At 62.9% G+C, this 21,157-nt stretch carries 15 protein-coding genes; 8 read left to right on the forward strand and 7 right to left on the reverse strand.

Annotated elements, in window-relative coordinates; translation table 11 throughout:
* Positions 1–74 precede the first annotated feature (74 nt).
* The 5 genes from ACLEJR_RS09010 to ACLEJR_RS09030 are packed head-to-tail and all read right to left on the reverse strand — an operon-like array spanning position 75 to position 8,441.
* Entirely contained in the window at positions 75–1,481 is a 1,407-nt protein-coding gene (locus tag ACLEJR_RS09010; protein ID WP_440813391.1) for an ATP-binding protein, read from the reverse strand.
* Positions 1,478–3,280 carry a DAHL domain-containing protein gene (locus tag ACLEJR_RS09015; RefSeq protein ID WP_440797384.1) on the reverse strand — a complete coding sequence of 601 codons (1,803 nt, stop codon included), beginning with the start codon at positions 3,278–3,280 and terminating at the stop codon, positions 1,478–1,480. The genes ACLEJR_RS09010 and ACLEJR_RS09015 overlap by 4 nt, the downstream gene beginning before the upstream one ends.
* Positions 3,277–4,236, reverse strand: coding sequence for a cytochrome-c peroxidase (locus ACLEJR_RS09020; protein WP_440813392.1), 960 nt, complete (start codon positions 4,234–4,236; stop codon positions 3,277–3,279). The genes ACLEJR_RS09015 and ACLEJR_RS09020 overlap by 4 nt, the downstream gene beginning before the upstream one ends.
* A 42-nt stretch (positions 4,237–4,278) precedes the next feature.
* Entirely contained in the window at positions 4,279–6,153 is a 1,875-nt protein-coding gene (locus tag ACLEJR_RS09025; RefSeq protein ID WP_440813395.1) for an EAL domain-containing protein, read from the reverse strand.
* The gene (locus ACLEJR_RS09030) at positions 6,150–8,441 is read right to left on the reverse strand and encodes a GGDEF/EAL domain-containing response regulator (protein ID WP_440813397.1); all 2,292 of its coding nucleotides are present in this window, start codon (positions 8,439–8,441) and stop codon (positions 6,150–6,152) included. The genes ACLEJR_RS09025 and ACLEJR_RS09030 overlap by 4 nt, the downstream gene beginning before the upstream one ends.
* A gap of 226 nt (positions 8,442–8,667) precedes the next feature.
* Here ACLEJR_RS09030 and ACLEJR_RS09035 point away from each other — a divergent pair, with 226 nt between their 5' ends.
* The 4 genes from ACLEJR_RS09035 (at position 8,668) to ACLEJR_RS09050 (ending at position 11,803) form a co-directional block, all read left to right on the forward strand.
* Entirely contained in the window at positions 8,668–10,035 is a 1,368-nt protein-coding gene (locus ACLEJR_RS09035) for an HD domain-containing phosphohydrolase (protein ID WP_440813400.1), read from the forward strand.
* Positions 10,036–10,239: 204 nt separating this feature from the next.
* Positions 10,240–10,674 (forward strand): NUDIX hydrolase, encoded by a 435-nt coding sequence (locus tag ACLEJR_RS09040; RefSeq protein WP_440813402.1) that lies wholly within the window; start codon positions 10,240–10,242, stop codon positions 10,672–10,674.
* Entirely contained in the window at positions 10,671–11,309 is a 639-nt protein-coding gene (locus ACLEJR_RS09045; RefSeq protein WP_440813404.1) for a LysE family translocator, read from the forward strand. Before ACLEJR_RS09040 ends, ACLEJR_RS09045 begins: the two co-directional genes overlap by 4 nt.
* Positions 11,306–11,803 (forward strand): N-acetyltransferase family protein, encoded by a 498-nt coding sequence (locus tag ACLEJR_RS09050; RefSeq protein WP_440813406.1) that lies wholly within the window; start codon positions 11,306–11,308, stop codon positions 11,801–11,803. The genes ACLEJR_RS09045 and ACLEJR_RS09050 overlap by 4 nt, the downstream gene beginning before the upstream one ends.
* Before the next feature lie 288 nt (positions 11,804–12,091).
* Here ACLEJR_RS09050 and metR read toward each other — a convergent pair whose 3' ends face one another.
* Positions 12,092–13,009: a transcriptional regulator MetR gene (gene metR / locus ACLEJR_RS09055; RefSeq protein WP_245139514.1), complete on the reverse strand. Its 918-nt coding sequence runs from the start codon at positions 13,007–13,009 to the stop codon at positions 12,092–12,094.
* A 108-nt stretch (positions 13,010–13,117) separates the two neighbouring features.
* On the opposite strand from metR, the gene metE reads away from it, so the two are divergent.
* Together metE and ACLEJR_RS09065 are read left to right on the forward strand one after the other, a co-directional pair.
* Positions 13,118–15,424 (forward strand): 5-methyltetrahydropteroyltriglutamate--homocysteine S-methyltransferase, encoded by a 2,307-nt coding sequence (gene metE / locus ACLEJR_RS09060; protein WP_440813408.1) that lies wholly within the window; start codon positions 13,118–13,120, stop codon positions 15,422–15,424.
* Positions 15,425–15,752: 328 nt separating this feature from the next.
* Positions 15,753–16,772: an alpha/beta fold hydrolase gene (locus ACLEJR_RS09065; RefSeq protein ID WP_440797367.1), complete on the forward strand. Its 1,020-nt coding sequence runs from the start codon at positions 15,753–15,755 to the stop codon at positions 16,770–16,772.
* A 174-nt stretch (positions 16,773–16,946) separates the two neighbouring features.
* Here the strand turns inward: ACLEJR_RS09065 and ACLEJR_RS09070 are convergent, their stop codons facing one another.
* Positions 16,947–17,828 carry a LysR substrate-binding domain-containing protein gene (locus tag ACLEJR_RS09070; protein ID WP_440797365.1) on the reverse strand — a complete coding sequence of 294 codons (882 nt, stop codon included), beginning with the start codon at positions 17,826–17,828 and terminating at the stop codon, positions 16,947–16,949.
* Positions 17,829–17,985: 157 nt separating this feature from the next.
* Between ACLEJR_RS09070 and ACLEJR_RS09075 the strand changes: the two genes are divergently transcribed.
* Together ACLEJR_RS09075 and ACLEJR_RS09080 are read left to right on the forward strand one after the other, a co-directional pair.
* Entirely contained in the window at positions 17,986–19,623 is a 1,638-nt protein-coding gene (locus ACLEJR_RS09075) for a 5-guanidino-2-oxopentanoate decarboxylase (protein ID WP_440813606.1), read from the forward strand.
* On the forward strand, positions 19,620–21,068 hold the full coding sequence (locus ACLEJR_RS09080) for an aldehyde dehydrogenase family protein (protein WP_440813411.1): 1,449 nt from the start codon (positions 19,620–19,622) through the stop codon (positions 21,066–21,068). Before ACLEJR_RS09075 ends, ACLEJR_RS09080 begins: the two co-directional genes overlap by 4 nt.
* The last annotated feature ends 89 nt before the right edge of the window (positions 21,069–21,157 follow it).

Genomic DNA, 21,157 nt, shown 5'->3' on the forward strand with positions numbered 1-21,157 from the left:
GCTCCCTCGCCACAGGGGCGCGCCTGGCACTGCTTCATGTGGCAAGGGAGGTGCCAGGGCCGCCGGGTTGCGTTTCACCCCGCCTGTTTCATCTGCCGCAACGGCAGTTCCACGCGGAAGGTGGTGCCAACCCCGACTTCGCTGCGCACGGTGATCTCGCCGTTGTGCTTCTTCACGATCCCGTAGGAAAGTGACAGCCCCAGCCCTGTGCCCTGGCCGATGGGTTTGGTGGTGAAGAAGGGGTCGAAGATTTTTTGCAGGGTTTGCGGTGGAATGCCCGAACCGTTGTCGGCGACTTCGATCCATACGGTGTCTTCGCCGACACCGTTGCGCAGGGTGATGGTGCCGCGCTCGGGGCCGATGGCCTGGGCTGCATTGACGATCAGGTTCATGATCACCTGGTTGATCTGCGACGGCAGGCATTCCACTTCCGGTAGCGGCGTGTATTCCTTGACCACGTCGGCCTTGTATTTGATTTCGTTGGCGACGATGTTCAACGTCGAATCCATGCCCTGCTGAAGGTTTGCCATCTGCCATTCCTGGCTGGAGTCGACCCGCGAGAAGTCCTTCAAATCCTTGACGATCTGCCCGACCCGGGCGATGCCGTCCTTGGATTCCTTGATCAGCAGCGGAATGTCTTCTACCAGGAAATCCAGTTCCACCTTTTCGCGCAGTTTCGTCAGGCTCATCAGCAATTCGGGCGAGGCGATGGCTCCTTCGGCGCCGCCATAGGCACTGAGCATCTCCTGCAGCTTGGCAAAGTAGCCGTCCAACGCTCCGAGGTTGGAGGAGATGAAGCCGATCGGGTTGTTGATTTCATGAGCCACCCCGGCTGCCAACTGGCCCAGCGAGGCGAGTTTTTCCGACTGCACCAGCTGGGTTTCCAGCATCTTGCGTTCGTCGATTTCCATTTGCAGCAGCTCGCTGGCCTGTCTGAACGCTTGGGTACGTTGTTCCACCAAGTCTTCGAGCTTGTTCATTTTCAGTTGGGCGCGAGAGGTCATTTCCCATTTGGTGGTCAGGGTGTTGGCCATCTGCTGGACTTCGATGTTGTCGAAGGGTTTTTTCAAAATCAGCAACCGGTCATGGCCGTTCAGTCGGTCGAGCAGCTCATCCCAGGAGTAATCCGAATACGCGGTGCAGACCACCACCTGCAGCAGCGGGTCGCGTTTCCACAACTCTTCGATGGTCTTGGCACCATCCCAGCCTTCGGGCATGCGCATGTCGACGAACGCCAAGGCGTAGGGGCGCTCCTTTGCCACGGCGTCCAGCAACTTGTTCAGGCCTTCCTGCCCGCCATAGGCCGAGTCGAGTTCAAACACGGTGGTGGCCGGTTTCGGGGCGTCGCCGAACAGTGCGTTTTCCATGTCCAGCAGGTCGGGGTTGCTATCGTCCTGCGGAGTCAGGATCTTGCGGAAATCGTCATGAATGGCGGGCGTATCGTCGATCAACAGGATGCGTCGGTTACTCAGGCTATTCATTGCTCACCTTCTGCGAGTTTCAGGGGCAGTTGCAGCGCGAACGTTGCCCCTTTGCCTGGCCCCTCACTGTGTGCGGTGAGGTGGCCGTTCATTTCGATGGCCGCCAATGCGCAGCTGTGCAGGCCAAACCCGTGGCCTTCCTTACGAGTGGTAAAACCATGGGCGAAGATGCGTGTCATGTTCTCCTCGGGGATGCCTTCGCCTTCGTCCGTGACGCTGATCCGCAAGGTCTCGTCGTCCACCACCTCGGCCCTGAGGGTCATGTTCCGCGCATGGTTGGAGACCCCGGCCATGGCGTACTTGGCGTTGCTGATCAGGTTGATCAGGATCAGCAGCAAGCGATGCTTGTCGCCCATGATGCGCGGCACATCGCCGTATTCCTTGATGACCGTAACATGATGGCGGGTCAGTGCGCCGGAGTTCATGCGCAAGGCGTCTTCGAGCAGTTCGCTGACCACCAGCGGTTCCAGCAGGCTGTTGGCGCCGGCGTAGGATTGTTGCGTGGAGACGATGTCCTTGATGTGGTCCACGCTCTTGCTCAACTGGGCCAGTTCGTCGATCAGGCCCTGCTGCTCCAGCGCAATGGCTTCCACCAGTTGATTGAGGTAGCCGGGCAGCAGTTTGCCTTTGTCGTCCTCGGTGAGGAAATGCCCCAGGTCGTGGGGATGTTCGTTGATCAATTGCATCGCCTTGCCCAGGCCTACCGCTTTGCTGCTGCGCAGTTTGCGGCTGACCAGGTCGGCGGAAATGTTCACGCTGTTGAGCACGTTGCCGACGTTGTGCAGCACGTTGGTCGCGATCTCCGCCATGCCGGCCTGGCGGGCGGTGTCCATCAGTTCGCTCTGGGTGTCCTTGAGCTGGCGGGTACGCTCTTCGACCCGTTGTTCCAGTTCATCGTTGGCGCTTTGCAGGGCGTTGTTGACCCGCTTGATCTCGCCGAAACTGCGTATCAAACGCACCGCCAGCCAGATCAATATCAACACCAGCAACGTGGCGAACACCAGCAGGTAGACATGATTGCGCTGGTATTGGCTGGCGGCGATTTCCTGGTCTTTTTCCAGCAGACTGCTGATGGCATCCAGGTGATCGGACACCGGGATGGCCTCGATGCCCTCCAGCAACTCATTGACCCGCGGCTGTTCGCGCAGGATCAGGGCAATGTGCCGGCTCAGGATGTTGACGGAGTCATTCAGCCCCTGAGGCAAGCGCTCTTTGTTCACGTCGAGCCGATTCAGGCCCACCAACACTTCGGCGGCGATCTCGCGGGTGGTGAGCTGGGCAAACTCCATACTGCTGAGCAGCAGGTCGTAAGTGTCGATGGCGACACTTTGCAGCTGCAGTTTTTCCTCGTCGGACAACTGGTTGAACTGAGCCTGGATGTCGTCCTCGGCGGTGGGCAGGAAGGCCAGGGAGTTGCGCAATATCGCGTTGCGCGACTTGAACTGCTCCACCAGGCGGGTCTTGTCCTTGACCGCCTTGAGGTATTCGTCACGCAGGCCTTCCCAGCGCGACGGCGCATGGCGACCCGGTTCCGACTCGATAGCGTCGAGGCGCTGCCACAGCCGCGCCATCTCGTGCAGCGGCGACACCAGTGGATCGTAGTTGTGGCTCAGGGCGATACGCGACTTGAGCACTTCGTTGTCCCAGATGGCGTCCTGCTGCTTGAGCAGACGGATCAGGTCCCGGGATTCAATGTACGAGGCGGCCTGTTGCGCACCGGAATTGACGTACATGAACAGCAGGACCGAAGCCAGCAGCAGGCCGATGAAGGCAAGGCCGAGGCGGCGTAGAACTGTCATTGAGGCTTGCCCTCCCATTCGCCGGTCAGGGTCTTGAGGAATTCAACGATCAGTTCGGTGTCGTTTTTCTGCGGCTCACGGCCCAACTGGTACTTGAACATGACTTCTACCGCCTTCTCCAGGGTCGGCGCCGACCCCTTGTGGAAATAGGGGGCGGTCATCGCGACGTTACGCAGGCTCGGCACCTTGAAAACCTGACGGTCCGCCTCGTCGCCGGTGACATTGAAGCGTCCTTCATCGGCCTGGGTCGGATTGCCCCGGTCGGCAATGTAGTCGCCCATGACGCCGAACTTCTGGAACATGTTGCCGCCGATGTTCACCCCCTGATGGCAGGCAATGCAGCCGTACTCCTTGAAGCGCTGGTAACCGAATTTTTCCCGGGGCGTGAGGATGTCGGTATCGCCCAGCAGGTACTGGTCGAAACGCGAATTGGGAGTCAGCAGGGTGCGTTCATAGTCGGCCAGGGCATTCTGGATATTGGGGGCAGTCACGCCGTCGGGGTAGGCTTCTTTGAAATCCTTGGCATAGCCTGGGTCGTCGGCGATGCGCTTGAGCACCGTTTCCCAAGTGCTGGCCATTTCCGTGGAGCTGGTCACCACATCCTGAGCCTGTTCTTCCAGGGTATCGACCCGACCGTCCCAGAACTGATGGAAGTTCAGGCTGGCATTGAGCACCGTGGGTGTATTGACCTCCAGCGGCTTGCCGTCGAAGCCCGTGGAAAACGGCTTGTCGTCGGCTCCGCCCTTGTCCAGGCGATGGCAACTGGCGCAGGACAAGGTGTTATTGACCGACAGCCGTGGGTCATTGAACAGGCGCAGGCCCAGTTGGACGCGCTTGGGGTCCAGGGTCGGAACAGGGGGGAGCGGTTTGAGCGGTTCGTCCAAGGGCGCGGCGTGTGCCGCCACGCTCACGCCCACGAACAGCCCCAGAGCCAGTAACAGTCCAGATGACGCCATCGGGTGCTTCCTTGAATCTTTTGGTTGAAGGTAGTTGGCGGTTCATGAAAACGGGTACTGGCGTTGCTCCCACTCGGTCATCCATTGGACGAAGGCTTGCGGCTCCACCGCCTTGCTGAAGAAGTACCCCTGCGCTTCCTCGCATTGGTGGCGCTTGAGGAACTCCAATTGCTCAAGGGTTTCCACGCCTTCGGCAATGATGTGCAGGTTCAGGCTGCGGCCCAGGTTGATGATGGTGCTCACCAACTTGGCATCATTGCTGTCGATGCTCAGGTCGCCGACGAACGACTGGTCGATCTTCAACACATCCACTGGAAATTTCTGCAAATAGCTCAGGCTCGAATAGCCGGTGCCGAAGTCATCGATGGCCAGCCGTATTCCCAGTTGCTTGATCGCCTTGAGGACCGCGACGGTGGTGTCGATGTTCTGCATCAGCACGCTTTCGGTGATCTCCAGTTCTAACTGTGTCGGGTCCAGCCCGGTTTCCTTGAGGGTACGGGCGATGCCTTCGACGAAACCGCGCTGGCGAAAATCGATGGCCGAGATATTCACCGACAGGCATAGCGGGCGCATCCCCTGGGCTTGCCAGCGGCAAGACTGATGGCAGGCTTCCTGAAGCACCCATTGACTCAGCGGCACGATCAGCCCGCTGTCCTCGGCCACCGGGATGAAGTCCGATGGATACACCAGGCCGTAGTCCGGGCGGTTCCAGCGCACCAGCGCCTCGACACCGACCACCTTGCCGCTGGTCAGGTCCAGCTTGGGCTGGTAATGCAGCACGAATTCCTTGCGTTGCAGGGCCAGGCGCAAGCCGGATTCGATGGTCTGCTGCTGGCGTGCCCGGCGGTTCATGTCCTCGGTGAAAAACCGGTAGTCGTTGGGGCCGGTTTCCTTGACGTTGCGCATCGCGGTTTCGGCCTTCTTGATCAGCGCCACGGCGTCGAAACCGTCGACCGGGTACACGCTGACCCCCAGGCTCGCGGTGACGGTCAGGTCATGGCCGTCGATCGGTTGCGCAGAGCTGATGGCCGCCAGCAGTTTTTCCGCTACGCCCTTGGTCTGCTGCGGGTCAGTGATGTCCCCCAGCACCACGACGAATTCATCGGAGCCGTAGCGAAACACCGAGTCGGATTCGCGCACCACGGTTGACAGGGTTCGGGCCACGCGCTTGAGCATTTCGTCGCCCACCGGATGCCCCAGCGCATTGTTGATGCGTTTGAAGCGATCCAGGCCGATGAACATCACCGCCAGTTGCCGATCGTGGCGTCGGCACTGGGCCATGGCCTGGGTCAGGCGGTCGCCCAGCAACATGCTGTTGGGCAGCTCGGTGAGCACATCGTATTGCAGCAGGTGAGAAACCTTGAGCAACTCCTGGACGCGCTCCTCGATCGTGCGCTCCAGGCTGCGCATCTTGCGCGCGGCGTCCTGGGCCAGCTGCCATTTCCAGGTCATGGCGCTGGCCATCTGGCGGATTTCCAGGGTGTCGAACGGTTTCTTGAGGATCAGCAACTGATCGTCGAACTCGATCCGCTCCGACATGGTTTCCCAGGTGTAGTCGGAGAACGCCGTGCACAGCGCAATTTGCAGCCGTGGGTCGGCCTCCCACAGTTTCTCGATGGTCTGCAGGCCATCCCAGCCCGGCGGCATGCGCATGTCGGCGAACACCAAGGCGTAGGGTTGGCCTTCGGCCTGGGCGCGCTTGACCAGTTCCAGCGCCTCCTCGCCCTGGTAGGCCGAGTCGATCTGGAACTGCAGCCGGCTGACCTGCGGGGTGCCGAACAGCAAGCTCTCGGTGTCGTCCAGCGACGCATCGTTACCGGCGCTGGGGCTGAGAATCTTGCGAAAATCCTGGTGGATCGCCGGTGTGTCGTCCACCACCAGGATTCGTCTGTTCGCAGGGACCGACAACGGGTTCATGGGCTGCTCTCCGATAGCTCGCTCGCCGGTCGGGTCCAATGGTCGGTGACCGGGACGATGGCGCCGGCCTTGAGCAGTTCGGCTGCCTGGCCGCTGTCTACTACAGTGCTGAAGTAATGCCCCTGGGCCTGCATCGAGCCGCCGCTGGACATCAACGTGGAGCGTTGCTCCTGGGTCTCGACGCCTTCGGCGATGATCCCGATGCCCACATCCCGGGCGAAGTTGATGATCGCCCGCAGGGTCGTGGCGTTCTCCGGATCGGCGTTGGCGCTGTCGAGGAACCGCTGGGCGAGCTTGAGGTGGTTGACCCGGTAGGTCTTGAGATAATCGAACGAGGAATACTCGGTGCCGAACTCATCGATGGCGATCTGCACACCCAGTTCACACAGGCGTGGCAGTACGTCGTTGTGGGTCCACTTGGTCTGGGCCAGGGTGGCTTCGGTAACGTCGAAGCGCAGGTCCCAGGGCGCCAGTTCCCAGCGGGCTGTGGTGCGCAGTACGTCGTAGATCAGTTCCGGGCCGGTCTTGAGCTGGGTCAGCGACAGGTCGAGCGCAATCACCGGTGGCGCCATATTCTGGTCGCGCCACTGGCGCATCTGCTGGCAGGCCTGGTCCAGCACCCAATGGCCGAGAGGGATGATGATCCCGCTTTTTTCCGCCGCCGGCATGAACGATTCCGGCTCCAGCCAGCCGCGCTCGGGATGCTTCCAGCGCACCTGCACGCCCATGCCGAGGATCTTGCCGGTGCCCAGGTCGACTTCCGGCAGGTAATGCAAATGCAGCTCCTGGTTCTCGATGGCTCGACGCAGATCGTTGGCCAGGGCGACCCGGTCCGTCACCTCCTGGTTAATTTCCTCGTTGTGGAAGTGGTACTGGTTGCGACCCTTGTCCTTGGAGCGGTACAGGGCCATGTCGGACTGCGCCATCAGGCTGTCGGCGCTCACGCTTTGCGGGGTGTACAGGGCAATGCCGATGCTCACCGATACCCGCACGTCGTTGCCATCCAGGGAGTAGGGCGCCACGAGGGTGTCGCGGATCTTGGCCGCCAGCGCCGCGCAGTGGGTCGCCTCGTGCACGTCCAGTTGCAGGATGGCGAACTCGTCGCCGCCCAGGCGCGCCACCACGTCGTTTTCCCGGGTGCAGCCCTTGATGCGCGCGGCGACTTCCTGCAGCAGCAGGTCACCGATGGGGTGGCCGAGGGTGTCATTGATTCGTTTGAAGTGGTCCAGGTCCAGGTAAAACATCGCAAACGGCGCCGCGCCCCGGCGGGCAGCCGCGAAGGCCTGATGCAGGCGCTCGATCATCGTGGCGCGGTTGGCCAGGCCGGTCAGGCCGTCGGTGCGGGCCAGCAGGGCGATCTTTTCCTCGGCCAGCTTGCGCTCGGTGATGTCCAGGATGATGCCTTCCACCTCCAGCAACAGGCCTTGCTCATTGCGCACCGGAATGTAGCGGTTTTCCACCCAGCGGAACGCGCCGTCGCCGGTGCGCATGCGAAATTCGATGGACGCGCCCGCGGTGTCGCGGTCCAGTACGCGGACCATGGCCTCGCCGACCTTTCCCTGGTCGTCAGGGTGGATCAGGATCTGCGCCCAGTCCGGCGCGTTGATCAGTTGCGCCGCGACATGGCCGAACTTGGTAATGTTGTGGGAGATGTACATCAACGGGAACGGCGGTTCGCCCCGCAGGCGATAGAGGATGGTCGGGCTGTTCTGCACGATGATGTTGGCGTCGGCCAGCTCCCGGGTCCGTTCCTCGACGGCGCGCTCGAGCATGTCCATTTTCAGCGCCGCGTCTTCGGTCATCTGCCATTTGACCGTCAGGGTGCTGGCCATCTGACGGATCTCGATGGCATCGAAGGGTTTTTTCAGGATGAGCAGTCGGTCGCCCAGTTCGAGGCGCTCTGAGATGTCCTCCCAGGAATAGTCCGAATAGGCGGTGCACAGCGCCACTTGTAGCTTGGGGTCGACGCGCCACAGTCGTTCGATGGTCTCCAGGCCATCCCAGCCCGGCGGCATGCGCATGTCGATGAAAGCCATGGCAAAGGGCCGCCCCTGGGCCAGTGCAGTCTCTACCTTGTTCAGGGCTTCCATGCCCTGGAATGCCGAGTCGAGCACGAAACTCTGGCTGGCGATGCCCACCGGTGCGCCGAACAACGCCTCTTCGGCGTTGCTCAGGCTGTCTTCGGTAACGACCTGGGGGCTGAGGATCTTGCGGAAATCCTCATGGATGGTCGCGGTGTCGTCGACGATCAGGATCCGCCGATTGGTCTTTTCCATCGACAGGTTCATGGCCGTGCACCGTCGAGATGCGGACTACGGAACCGTGGGTACATCTGATGTCCCTTTCGCTGGCATGAGTACGCTGGCCTGTACATGGCCCTTCATGGGGTACAGCATAGTCGTCTCATCCGGATGCGCTCGGTCAGTGATGGCAAATGTGTCTAAATTTTCTCAATCTACTAACCTGTCTTTTGGGGGGCGGTAGAACGGTTGTGATTCATAGGAGGGGGTAGCAATGGAAGATCAATCGCCGGACGTTCCGGTCAAGAAGCCGACGGTGTTGCTGGTCGACGATGAAGAGTCGATTCTCAATAGCCTGCGCCGCTTGTTGCGCAGCCAGCCGTACGAGATCCTGCTGGCCGACAGTGGCGCCAAGGCCCTGGAAATCCTCAAGGAGCGGCCGGTCGACCTGGTAATGACCGATGCGCGCATGCCCAACATGGACGGCGCCACGCTGCTGGCGCAGATTCGCCAACTGTATCCGTCGACCTTGCGCATCCTGCTCACCGGTTATGCCGATGTGGACATGATGACCAAGGCCATCAACGAGGGGCAGCTCTACCGCTACCTCAGCAAGCCCTGGAACGATGAAGAACTGGTGCAGGCCCTGCGCCAGGCCCTGGCCCACCAGCATTCCGAAAGCGAACGCCAGCGCCTCGAAGCGCTGACCCGCGAGCAGAACCAGCAACTCAAGACCCTCAACGCCACCCTGGAAAAACGCGTGGCGTCGCGCACCTCCGAGTTGCAGCAGACCGCCGACATGCTCGACCTGGCCTACGACGAGCTCAAGCGCAGCTACGTGACCAGTACGGAAGTGTTCTCGTTGATCGCCAACCTGCGCCTGCCCAAGGCCAAGCAGACCAACCGCCAGATCATCGAACTGATCCGGGTCTACAGCCGGCTGCATTTTCTCGATGAGTCCACTGACCGCGACCTGACCATGGCCGCGGCGTTGTACAACATCGGCAAGCTGAGCTGGACCGATAACATGATGGTCACCCCGGCCGACATGCTGCACCACACTGAGCTTGAGCTGTATCGCGCCTACCCCAGGCAGAGCGAGTCGCTGCTGATGACCCTGGATCCGATGAAAGATGCGGCGCGGATCATCCGCCATCATCAGGAGCGTTGGGATGGCAGCGGGTTCCCCGAGCACTTGAAGGGAGAGGCGATCCCGTTCGGTTCGCGGCTGTTGAAACTGGCGGTGGACTTCATCGAACTGCAGCGCGGCCTGATCCTCGAACGGCAGATGAACAGCGACGAGGCTTTGGTGTACATCCGCAAATACGCCGGCAAGCTGTACGACCCGGACATGGTCGAGGACTTCATCAAGGCCTGCGGGGAATACCTGGAAGACGTGACCCTGTCCGACCCGACAGTGAAGGTCATGACCACTCGCGAGCTGGGGGCCGGCATGGTCCTGGCGCGCAACCTCAACGCCGACAACGGCATGCTTTTGCTCAACGCCGGCAAGGTCCTGAGTGGCCCGCTGGTGGAAAAGCTCATCGCTTTCGAAGCGATGGAAGGCGCCCGGTACAGCGTGTTCGTCAAAGTCCCCGAGGAAGAGGCCGCCCCCTCGGCACCCAAGCCGATCCTGGGGTGAACATGTTCTGACAGACAACGCAATCCCCTGTGGGAGCGAGCCTGCTCGCGATAGCAGGCTATCAGCTGGCGATGCAGTCGACTGACAGATTGCTATCGCGAGCAGGCTCGCTCCCACAAGGGGGAAGTGCTGGCCTGGAAGCTTTGCTCCTGCCACTGTGTTAGGTAATCTCCCAAGCCTTTCCCCCGCCAAGGCTGCCCTTCCATGACCCATCCCCTCATCCGCATCGCCGCCGCCCTATTGATCGGGCCGGACGGCCGGACCCTGCTGGTGCGCAAGCGCGGCACCCTGGCGTTCATGCAACCGGGGGGCAAGATCGAGCCTGATGAACAACCGGTCCAGGCCCTGGCTCGCGAGCTGGAGGAAGAGCTTGGGCTGCTGATCGAGCCGGCGCATGCTCGTTACCTGGGCACCTTCAGCGCGCCAGCCGCCAACGAGCCGGGGTTCGTCGCGCAGGCCGAGGTGTTTCTGGTCACGGTCGACGGCGCGGTGTCGCCCGCCGCCGAAATCGAAGAAGTCCGCTGGATCGACCTGGACGACGAAGGCGATCTGTGCCTGGCGCCGTTGACAGGCGAGGTGATCCTGCCGTTTTATCGAGCCACCTGTCACGATTCAAGGCTCAAGGACTGCTGCCCATGATTCCATTGCCGGACCTGCTGATTTTCGCCGCCGCCGCGTTGCTGATGGTGCTCACGCCGGGGCCGAACATGATTTACCTGATTTCCCGTTCGATCTGCCAGGGCCGCAAGGCCGGGGTCACGTCCCTGCTGGGCGTGGTGGCGGGGTTCTTCGTGCATATGTTCGCTGCCGCCGCCGGGCTGACGGCAGTGTTCCTGGCGGTGCCCACGGCTTATGAAGCGTTGAAATGGGCCGGTGCGCTGTACCTGCTGTGGCTGGCCTGGCAGGCCGTGAAGCCGGGCGCACGTTCGCCGTTCGAAGCCCGCCAGTTGCCCCCGGACTCGACGCGCAAGTTGATCACCATGGGGTTTCTCACCAGTGCCCTGAATCCGAAGATCGCGGTGTTTTACCTGTCGGTGTTCCCGCAGTTCATCAGTCCGGAGCACGGTTCGCTGTTCACCCAGAGCCTTATCCTCGGGCTGACCCAGATCAGCGTCAGTTTCAGTGTCAACCTGCTGATTGCCCTGTTCGCCGCCGGCATTGCTTCGTGGTTCGTCCACAACCCGACGTGGCTGGCGGCGCAGCGCTACTTCATGGGCTTTGTCCTGGGAGCGCTGGCGGTGCGGCTGATGCTTGAGCAGCGGCGCACGGCATGAGCATCCGGCGGCTGCGGGCGGGTGATGCCTCGGCCTATCGCGAGTTGATGCTCCAGGCTTATGCGCGTCATCCCCAGGCATTCACCTCCAGTGTCAACGAAAGAGCGGCGCTGCCGATCAACTGGTGGGAATCGCGCCTGACCAGCCGGCTCGATGTGTTGCTCGGGGCATTCGTCGGGGATGAGTTGGTGGGTATCGTTGGGCTGGCCCTGGAGCCTCGGGAAAAGGCTCGGCACAAGGCGCTGCTGTTCGGCATGTACGTCAGCGAGCAGCATCACCGGCGCGGGCTCGGCCAGCAACTGCTGGAAGCGGCCCTCGCCGAAGCCCGGCGCCATGCCTTCCTGCGGCTGGTGCAATTGACCGTCACTGCCGGCAACGACCCGGCCATCAGGCTCTACCAGCGCTGCGGCTTCGCCCTGTACGGCCTCGAACCCCAGGCGATTCGCGTAGGGGATGAATACTTCGACAAGATCCACATGTGGTTGGAGCTCTAGGGTCTCATCGTCGGATCCAACAGCTAAATGACTGATGGGCCGCTATCGCGAGCAGGCTCGCTCCCACAGGGATTGGTGGTGTCCACAGAATTTGGCTTTGTCGCAGATCCCCTTGTGGGAGCGGGCTTGCTCGCGAAGGCGGTAGATCAGTGACATTTGTGGCAACTGGCACGGCCTCTTCGCGAGCAAGCCCGCTCCCACATTTGATCTGTGGTGGTCACAGATTTTTAGCACTGCGCAGGCCCAATGTGGGAGCGAGCCTGCTCGCGATAGGCCGGCAACGCGGTCTCACCGCACGGCACTGACCCCATCCAGCGTCGAAAACGAAGTGTCCTTGGCTGTCAGCAGAAAGTCGCGCATGTACGGTGCGTCGAGCATGTCGGTGCGGACCGCCGCGTACAGCGTGGCAAACAGACCTTTCTCCCCAAGCCGCTTGGCCTTCACGTAGCCCCGCGAGCTGTACTCATGCAGCGCCCAGTGCGGCATACCACAGACGCCACGGCCGCTGGCGACCAGTTGCATCATCATCACCGTCAGTTCGGAGGTGCGCACCTGGGCCGGTTCGATGTCGGCCGGCTCCAGGAAGCGGGTGAAGATGTCCAGCCGGTCGCGCTCCACCGGGTAGGTGATCAGGGTTTCGCTGACCAGGTCTTCCGGCACGATATACGGCTTGCCGGCCAGGCGATGCTGGTTCGCCACGGCGAGCATCGCTTCGTAGGTGAACAGCGGCACATAGGTAATGCCGGCCAGTTCCAGCGGGTCGGAGGTCACCACCAGGTCCAGGTCGCCCCGGGCCAGGGCCGGCAGCGGAGCGAAGGCGAAGCCCGAGGCCAGGTCCAGTTCGACCTCCGGCCAGGCATCGCGGAACTGGTCGATGGTGGGCATCAGCCACTGAAAGCAACTGTGGCACTCGATTGCCATGTGCAAACGTCCGGCGGTGCCGCCGGCCAGCCGGGCAATGTCGCGCTCGGCACCGCGCAACAACGGCAGGGTGGCATCGGCCAGTTGCAACAGGCGCAGGCCGGCGCTGGTGAAGCGCACCGGTTTGGTCTTGCGCACGAACAACGGCATTCCCAACCGTTCCTCCAGTTCCTTGAACTGGTGGGACAGGGCGGACTGGGTCAGGTGCAGGCGTTCGGCGGCTTCCACCAGGCTATCGGCTTCGCGCAAAGCGTGCAGGGTCTTGAGATGACGGAGTTCAAGCACCGAGTGGCTCCATGAGTAAAACTTGAGATCAACACGAAAAGGTTGAGTTTGTCTCATGTGGGGCGGGCTGTCGACAATGGCGCCATCTTTTACAGGAGGACGCACACCATGGCCCTGGCCCACACCCTCGGTTTTCCCCGCATCGGCGCCGACCGCGAACTGAAAAGAGCCCTCGAAGCTTACTGGAAGGGCGACCTGGCCCAGGCGGAACTGCAGACGGTGGGTCGCGAGCTGCGGGCCCGTCACTGGCAGTTGCAGAAAGACGCGGGCATCGATTTGCTGCCGGTCGGTGATTTCGCCTGGTACGACCAGGTACTGAGCCACACCCTGGCACTGGGTGTCGTGCCGTCGCGTTTCCACAACACCTTGGATGATCAGGGCCGGCCGACCCTCGACACCCTGTTCACCATGGCCCGTGGCGCCACGGCCAGTTGCTGCAACGCCGATCACGGGCAACCGGCCCAGGAGTTGACCAAGTGGTTCGACACCAACTACCACTACCTGGTCCCGGAGTTTTCCATCGACCAGACCTTCGCCCTGAGCTGGGAGCAACTGTTCGACGAAGTGGACGAGGCCCACACCCTGGGGCACCAGGTCAAGCCGGTGATCATCGGCCCGCTGACCTACCTGTGGCTGGGCAAGGCCAAGGGCGCGGAGTTCGACCGGCTCGACCTGCTGGAGCGCCTGCTGCCGGTCTACGGTGAAATCCTCAATCGCCTCAAGGCCCAAGGCGTGGAGTGGGTCCAGATCGACGAGCCGATCCTCACCCTCGATCTGCCCCTGGCCTGGAAAAGCGCCTTCGAGCGGGCCTATCACATCCTCCAGTACTCGCCGCTGAAAAAACTCGTGGCGACCTATTTCAGTGGCCTGCAAGACAACCTCGGTCTGGCCGTGGGCCTGCCGGTGGACGGCTTGCACATCGACGCGGTGCGCGACCCGGAGCAACTGGGCCAGGTGCTGGATCGCCTGCCGACCTACAAGATCCTCTCGGTGGGCCTGGTCAATGGCCGCAACGTCTGGCGCTGCGAACTGGAGCAGGCGCTGGCACAGTTGCAACCGGCCCAGGAGCGCTTTGGCGACAACCTCTGGGTCAGCACTTCTTGTTCGCTGTTGCACAGCCCGGTGGACCTGGAGCGCGAAGACCGCCTCGATCCGGAACTCAAGAGCTGGCTGGCCTTTGCCGTGCAGAAGTGCGGCGAAGTGGCGGTGTTGCGCGATGCGCTGAACGATCCGCAGGCCACCAGCGTGCAACAGGCGCTGGCCGCCAGCCGGCAAGTGCAGGCCGACCGTGCCGCGTCGGCGCGCATTCACAAACCCGAGGTCCAGGCTCGCCTGGACGCGATCACGCCCCAGGACAGCCAGCGGCGTTCGGTGTTCGCCAAGCGTATCGAGCAGCAGCGCGCAAGGCTGAAGCTACCGGCGTTTCCTACCACCAGCATCGGCTCGTTCCCGCAGACTCTGGCGATTCGCCTGGCGCGTCAGGCTCACAAGCAAGGCAAGCTGTCGGCCAATGACTACCAGGACGCCATGCACAGCGAAATCCGCCATGCCGTAGAAATCCAGGAGCGTCTGGGCCTGGACGTGCTGGTGCACGGTGAAGCCGAGCGCAACGACATGGTGGAGTACTTTGCCGAACAACTCGATGGCTACGCTTTCACTCGTTTCGGTTGGGTGCAGAGCTACGGTTCGCGCTGCGTGAAACCGGCAATCATCTTCGGTGACATCAGCCGTCCCAGCGCCATGACCGTCGACTGGATCCGCTACGCCCAGGGCCTGACCGACAAAGTCATGAAAGGCATGCTCACCGGTCCGGTGACCATGTTGATGTGGTCGTTCCCCCGCGAAGACGTGTCGCGCCAGGTTCAGGCCCGACAACTGGCCCTGGCCCTGCGGGACGAAGTGCTGGACCTGGAAGCGGCCGGGGTCAGGATCGTACAGATCGACGAAGCGGCGTTCCGCGAAGGGCTGCCATTGCGTCGGGCCCAGTGGCAGGAGTACCTGGACTGGGCTGTGGAGGCGTTCCGCCTGAGTGCGTCGGGTGTGCGTGACGAAACCCAGATCCACACCCACATGTGCTACAGCGAATTCAATGACGTGATCCAGGCCATCGCCGCCATGGACGCCGACGTCATCACCATCGAGACCTCGCGCTCGGACATGGAACTGCTGGACGCGTTCGAGGCCTTCGAGTACCCCAACGACATCGGCCCGGGCGTCTATGACATCCACTCGCCACGGGTGCCGGACACCGCCGAGATGGTCGCGTTGATGAGCAAGGCGGTACAGCGGATTCCGGCCGAGCGCCTGTGGATCAACCCCGACTGCGGACTCAAGACCCGCGCCTGGCCGGAGACTGAAGCAGCCTTGGTGAACATGGTCGCGGCGGCGCGGCAGTTGCGTAGTCAGTTGGCCTGATCTGAAGACCGCCGCGAACCCCGTGGCGAGGGAGCTTGCTCCCGCTGGGCCGGTCCGCGTTCGGGCGCAGCAGACCCAACATTTCAAGCCTTCATGCTATGCAAGGCTTGCCACTGTTGGGAGCGCTACGCACTCCAGCGGGAGCAAGCTCCCTCGCCACAAGAACAGATCGCTGCCCGCCCGGTTGTTGGGTGTGGGTTCAATCTGGGGCGAGGCAGCTCTACCACTCGGCAATCTTCATCAAACTGTCACGCAACTGTGGCAGCGCGCTTGGACAAACTTCATCAGACTCGCGCTCTACTGGGGTTCTGCGTTTCGGTGTTTGTCCATGCGTGTATTCATTTTTCTGGCCGTATTATTTATCGGCCTGCCGTCTTATGCGGCGTCTCGTTGTGATGTGAATGTTGCGGCCCAACGGGTCGATCTGGATCAGGTGAGCCTGACGTACCAGAGCATTGGCCGTGCCTCGGATCCGGCCTTGCTGTTGGTGATGGGCTTGGGCGGGCAATTGATCCACTGGCCGGATGAGGTGGTGATGGCCCTGTGCGAACAGGGTTTTCGAGTGATTCGCTACGATAACCGCGACGTCGGCCTGTCCACCTGGCGCCAGGCGCCCGGCAGCGCCAACCTGACTTTCGAAGCCCTGCGCTACAAACTCGGTCTGCCGGTGGCCGCGCCCTATACCTTGACCGACATGGCCGACGACGGGCTGGGGTTGATGGACGCCTTGCACGTGCAGCGCTTCCACGTGCTGGGAGTGAGCATGGGCGGGATGATCGCCCAGCACATGGCGTCAATGGCGCCGCAGCGGGTCGAGAGTCTGACGCTGATCATGACCAGCTCCGGCGCCGAAGGACTGCCGGCGCCCAGTGCTGCACTGGTGCAATTGTTGTCGCGGCGCAGTGCGCCGAATCGCGAAGTGGCTTTGGAACAACAGGCTGATCTGTTGGCGGCGTTGGGCAGCCCGCTGGTGGTCGACGACCGTCAGGCCTTGCTGCATCAGGCCGCCGTGGCTTATGACCGGGCGTTCAACCCCGAAGGCGTGAAGCGCCAGATCATGGCGATCCTGGCCGAGCCGAGCCGGGTAGCGTTGCTCAACCAGTTGCGGGTGCCGACCCTGGTCGTACACGGCACCGCCGACCCGTTGCTGCCGGTGATGCACGGCGTGCACCTGGCCGCGCATATCCAGGGCAGCCAACTGAAACTGATTCCGGGCCTGGCCCATCGTTTCCAGGAAGCCTTCAAGGCGCCGCTGCTGGCGGCGGTGTTGCCGTACCTGCAACAACACCGCGAAGACACCTCGCATTGGGCGCAGATCGAGCCGGTGCAGGCGCCGAAGGTGCTTTGATAAAACCTGGCACCGAACTACCTGAGCTGACACCGAACCCCTGTGGCGAGGGAGCTTGCTCCCGCTTGGGTGCGAAGCGCCCACAAAATGGGTCTGCTGCGCCCGAACGCGGATCGGCCCAGCGGGAGCAAGCTCCCTCGCCACAGGGTCTCCATGCCCCTGACCAACCGGGTTCTACCGCGCTTGCGCCTGCTCCACCAACCACCCCATCAATTCCTGCAACGGCTCCGAGGCCTGGGGTTTGCGCGGATGCACCAGGTGATAGCCAAGCCCGGTCCTGACCTTCAGCTCGAACGGCATCACCAGCCGCCCGGCGCTCAGGTCGTCGCCGATCAGCGACCAGTCACCAATCGCCACGCCCGTGCCCTGGGAAGCCATGGACATCGCCAGGTCCAGGGTTTCGAAGTGCTGGCCTTTGCTGACGTTGCTCAACTGCACATCGGCGGCGTCCAGCCAGGTCTTCCAGTCGCGCTCGTCGGCGGTGGGGTGCAGCAGCAAGTGTTGTTGCAGGTCGGCCGGTTCGCGCAGCGGCACCGGGCCGTCCAGGATCGAACTCGAACAGACCGGCGTCAGTTGTTCATCGAACAGATGCAGGCCGGCCAGGGAAGCATCCGGCGGCGGGCCATAGACCACCGCCGCGTCGAAGGCTTCGCGCTGGAAATCCACGCCGTGCCTGACCGTGGTGGTCAGCTCCACCGGCACGTCCGGGCGTTCCTTCTGCCATTGCAACAGGCGCGGCAGCAGCCAGCGCATCACGCAGGTCGGGGCCTTGAGTTGCAAGGTCTGGCGCTGCTCGCCGATCTGCTCCACCGCCTCGCCAATCAGGCTGAACACCTGCTCGATCCGCGGCATCCAGGCCTGGCCTTCAGCGGTCAGGCTCAGGCCACGCGCCTGGCGTTGGAACAGCGTATAGCCCAGATGATCCTCCAGCCCGGCGATCTGCCGGCTCACCGCGCCCTGGGTGATGCACAGCTGTTCAGCGGCGCGGGTGAAGTTGCAACACCGGGCCGTGATCAGAAATGTGTGCAACGCCTGCAGCGGAGGAAGTCGTTTCATAGGGATTCAAGCCATGACCTGAGGACATGGCTAGTATGACTTTTTATCCATTGTTGCCGCTACGGCCGGACCGTTCCAATAACGCCATTCCCAGAGACAAAAACGGTCCCCGGCGTGTGCCGGGGCCTGGTCCCAGACAAGAAAAAGGGCAGTGGCAATGGCAACGTGCGGCGAAGTATTGGTCAAGTTACTCGAAGGCTATGGCGTGGAGCAGGTGTTCGGCATCCCCGGCGTGCACACCGTCGAGTTGTACCGCGGGCTAGCCCGCTCAAGCATCCGCCATGTGACCCCACGGCATGAGCAGGGCGCCGGCTTCATGGCCGACGGCTACGCCCGCGTCAGCGGCAAGCCTGGCGTGTGTTTCATCATTACCGGCCCCGGCATGACCAACATCACCACCGCCATGGGCCAGGCCTACGCCGATTCGATCCCGATGCTGGTGATCTCCAGCGTGCAGTCGCGCAGTCAACTGGGAGGCGGTCGCGGCAAGCTGCATGAACTGCCGAACCAAGGGGCACTGGTGGGCGGGGTCGCGGCGTTTTCCCACACGCTGATGTCCGCTGCCGAACTGCCCGGCGTGCTGGCCCGGGCCTTCGCCTTGTTCCAGGCCGGACGGGCGCGGCCGGTGCATATCGAAATTCCGTTGGACGTTCTGGTGGAGGACGCCGACGCCTTGCTCGCCAGCACGCCGGTGACCATCAACCGGGCCGGGGCCGCGCCGGACGCCGCCGCGCAAATGGCGAGCCTGCTGGCAACGGCCAGGCGACCGTTGATCCTGGCCGGTGGTGGCGCCATCGATGCGGCGAGCGAATTGTCCGAACTGGCCGAACGCCTCGGCGCGCCAGTGGCTCTGACCATCAACGCCAAGGGCCTGTTGCCTTCGCGTCATCCTTTGTTGATCGGCTCGACCCAGAGCCTGGTCGCCACCCGCGCCCTGGTGGCCGAAGCGGATGTGGTACTGGCCATCGGCACCGAGCTGGCCGAGACCGATTACGACGTCACCTTCGCCGGCGGCTTCGAGATCCCCGGTGCGCTGCTGCGCATCGACATCGACCCGGACCAGACCGTGCGCAACTATCCGCCGCACCTGGCACTGGTGAGCGACGCACGCACTGCCGCCCAAGCTTTGCTTGCCGAGTTGAACCGCCAGCCCCTGGCCGAGCGGCGCAGCGACTGGGGCCCAGCGCGTGCCGCCCGGCTGCGCGCCGAGCTTGAGCGTAGCTGGGACGAACCGACCCGCGCCCAGCGGCTGTTTCTCGATACGGTCCTGCAGACACTGCCCGAGGCGGTATTCGTCGGCGACTCGACCCAACCGGTGTACAGCGGCAACCTGACATTCAACCCGGAACAGCCACGGCGCTGGTTCAACTCATCCACCGGCTACGGCACTCTCGGTTATGCGTTGCCGGCGGCAATCGGTGCGTGGCTGGGCGGCAAGGACCCTGGGCACGGGCGCCCGCCGGTGGTGTGCCTGATCGGTGACGGTGGCTTGCAGTTCACCCTGCCGGAACTGGCCAGCGCGGTTGAAGCGTGCACCCCGGTGATCGTGCTGTTGTGGAATAACCAGGGCTACGAAGAGATCAAGAAATACATGGTCAACCGCGCCATCGAACCGGTGGGCGTGGACATCCATACCCCGGATTTCATCGGCGTCGCCAAGGCGTTGGGTTGTGCGGCCGAAACCGTCGATGACGTGGAGCATCTGCGCGCGGCCTTGCACGCTGCCAACGATCGCCAGGGGCCGACGTTGATTGAGATCGATCAGGCGCGCTGGATGGCTGAGGTGTCGAAATGAACCTGCCCACGACGCTGGACGGCCTGTACATCAATGGTCGATGGTCTTCGGGAGACCAGCGCCTGAGGGTCATCAACCCGGCAACCGAAGCGCTGCTGACCACGGTCAATGGCGGCGATGAGCGTGAGGTCGACCGGACCCTGAATGCCGCTACCCAAGCCTTCGGTCGCTGGTCGAACACCACGGGCGCCGAACGCGGTGCGATCCTGCGGCGTATCGCTGCTGGCGTACAGGCCGGTCGTGAGCGGTTGACGAAATTGCAATCAAGCAACAATGGCAAACCGCTGTTCGAAGCGGCCATCGATGTCGATGACGTGATCGCCACGTTCGAGTATTACGCCGAACTGGCCGAGGGCCTGGACGCCCGGCAGGACAGTGCGCTGGCCCTGCCCAGCGACGGGTTCAGCGCCCGCCTGCGCCGCGAGCCGTGCGGGGTGGTGGGGTTGATCGTGCCGTGGAATTTCCCCATGGTCACCACCGCCTGGAAACTCGCCCCGGCCTTGGCCGCCGGCTGCTGTGTGGTGCTCAAACCGTCGGAAGTCACGCCGCTGCCGGAGCTGGAGCTGGCCTCGATCATTGCCGAGTGCGGCTTGCCCGACGGGGTGTTCAACCTGGTGTGCGGCACAGGCCTGGCGGTCGGTGCTCCGTTGGCGGCGGATCCGCGGGTGGCGAAGATTTCCTTCACCGGCAGCAACGCGGTGGGCGTGCAGGTAATGCAGCGCGCGGCCGAGACGGTGAAGGGCGTGAGCCTGGAGCTGGGCGGTAAATCGTCGTTGCTGGTGCTGGCCGATGCCGACCTGGAGCTGGCGGTGGAGCTGGCCTGTGGCGGCAGTTTTTTCAATGCCGGACAGATGTGTTCAGCCACCAGCCGGGTGTTGGTCGCTGACGAGCTGGCCGATGAATTCCTGCAACGGCTCAAGGCCCGCGCCAAGGCGATCCGCGTGGCCGATCCGTTCGACCCGGACGTGGAAATGGGCGCGCTGGTCAACCAGGCGCAGTATCAGCGGGTGCTCGGGCACATCGACCGTGGCTTGAGCGACGGCGCGACCCTGGTCTGTGGCGGCCAGCGCCCGGCGCATCTGGCGCGAGGTTTTTTTTTGCAGCCGACAATCTTCACCGACGTGCCCCTGGACAGTGCGTTGTGGTGCGAGGAGATCTTCGGGCCGGTGTTGTGCGTACGCCGTTTCAGCGGCGTCGAGCAGGCCATTGCGCTCGCCAACGACAGCCGCTTTGGCCTGGTGGCCAGCGTGGTCAGTCGCGACACCGAGGTCGCCGAGCAGGTGGCCAACGCTTTGCAGGCCGGGCTGGTGTGGATCAACGCGCCCCAGGTGATTTTTCCTCAGGCGGCGTGGGGCGGCTACAAACAGAGCAGCCTGGGCCGCGAGCTGGGGCCGTGGGGGCTGGCCGCGTTCCAGGAAATCAAGCATGTGATCCGGGCCGTCTGACGGTCCCGTTACCTCGATAGGGGGTGAACTCATATCTTGAGGTCACTGAAGAACCCTGTGGGGGCGGGCGTGCTCCGGGCGGCGTTCCG

Source organism: Pseudomonas sp. SMN5, assembly GCF_052041925.1.
Classification (GTDB): domain Bacteria; phylum Pseudomonadota; class Gammaproteobacteria; order Pseudomonadales; family Pseudomonadaceae; genus Aquipseudomonas.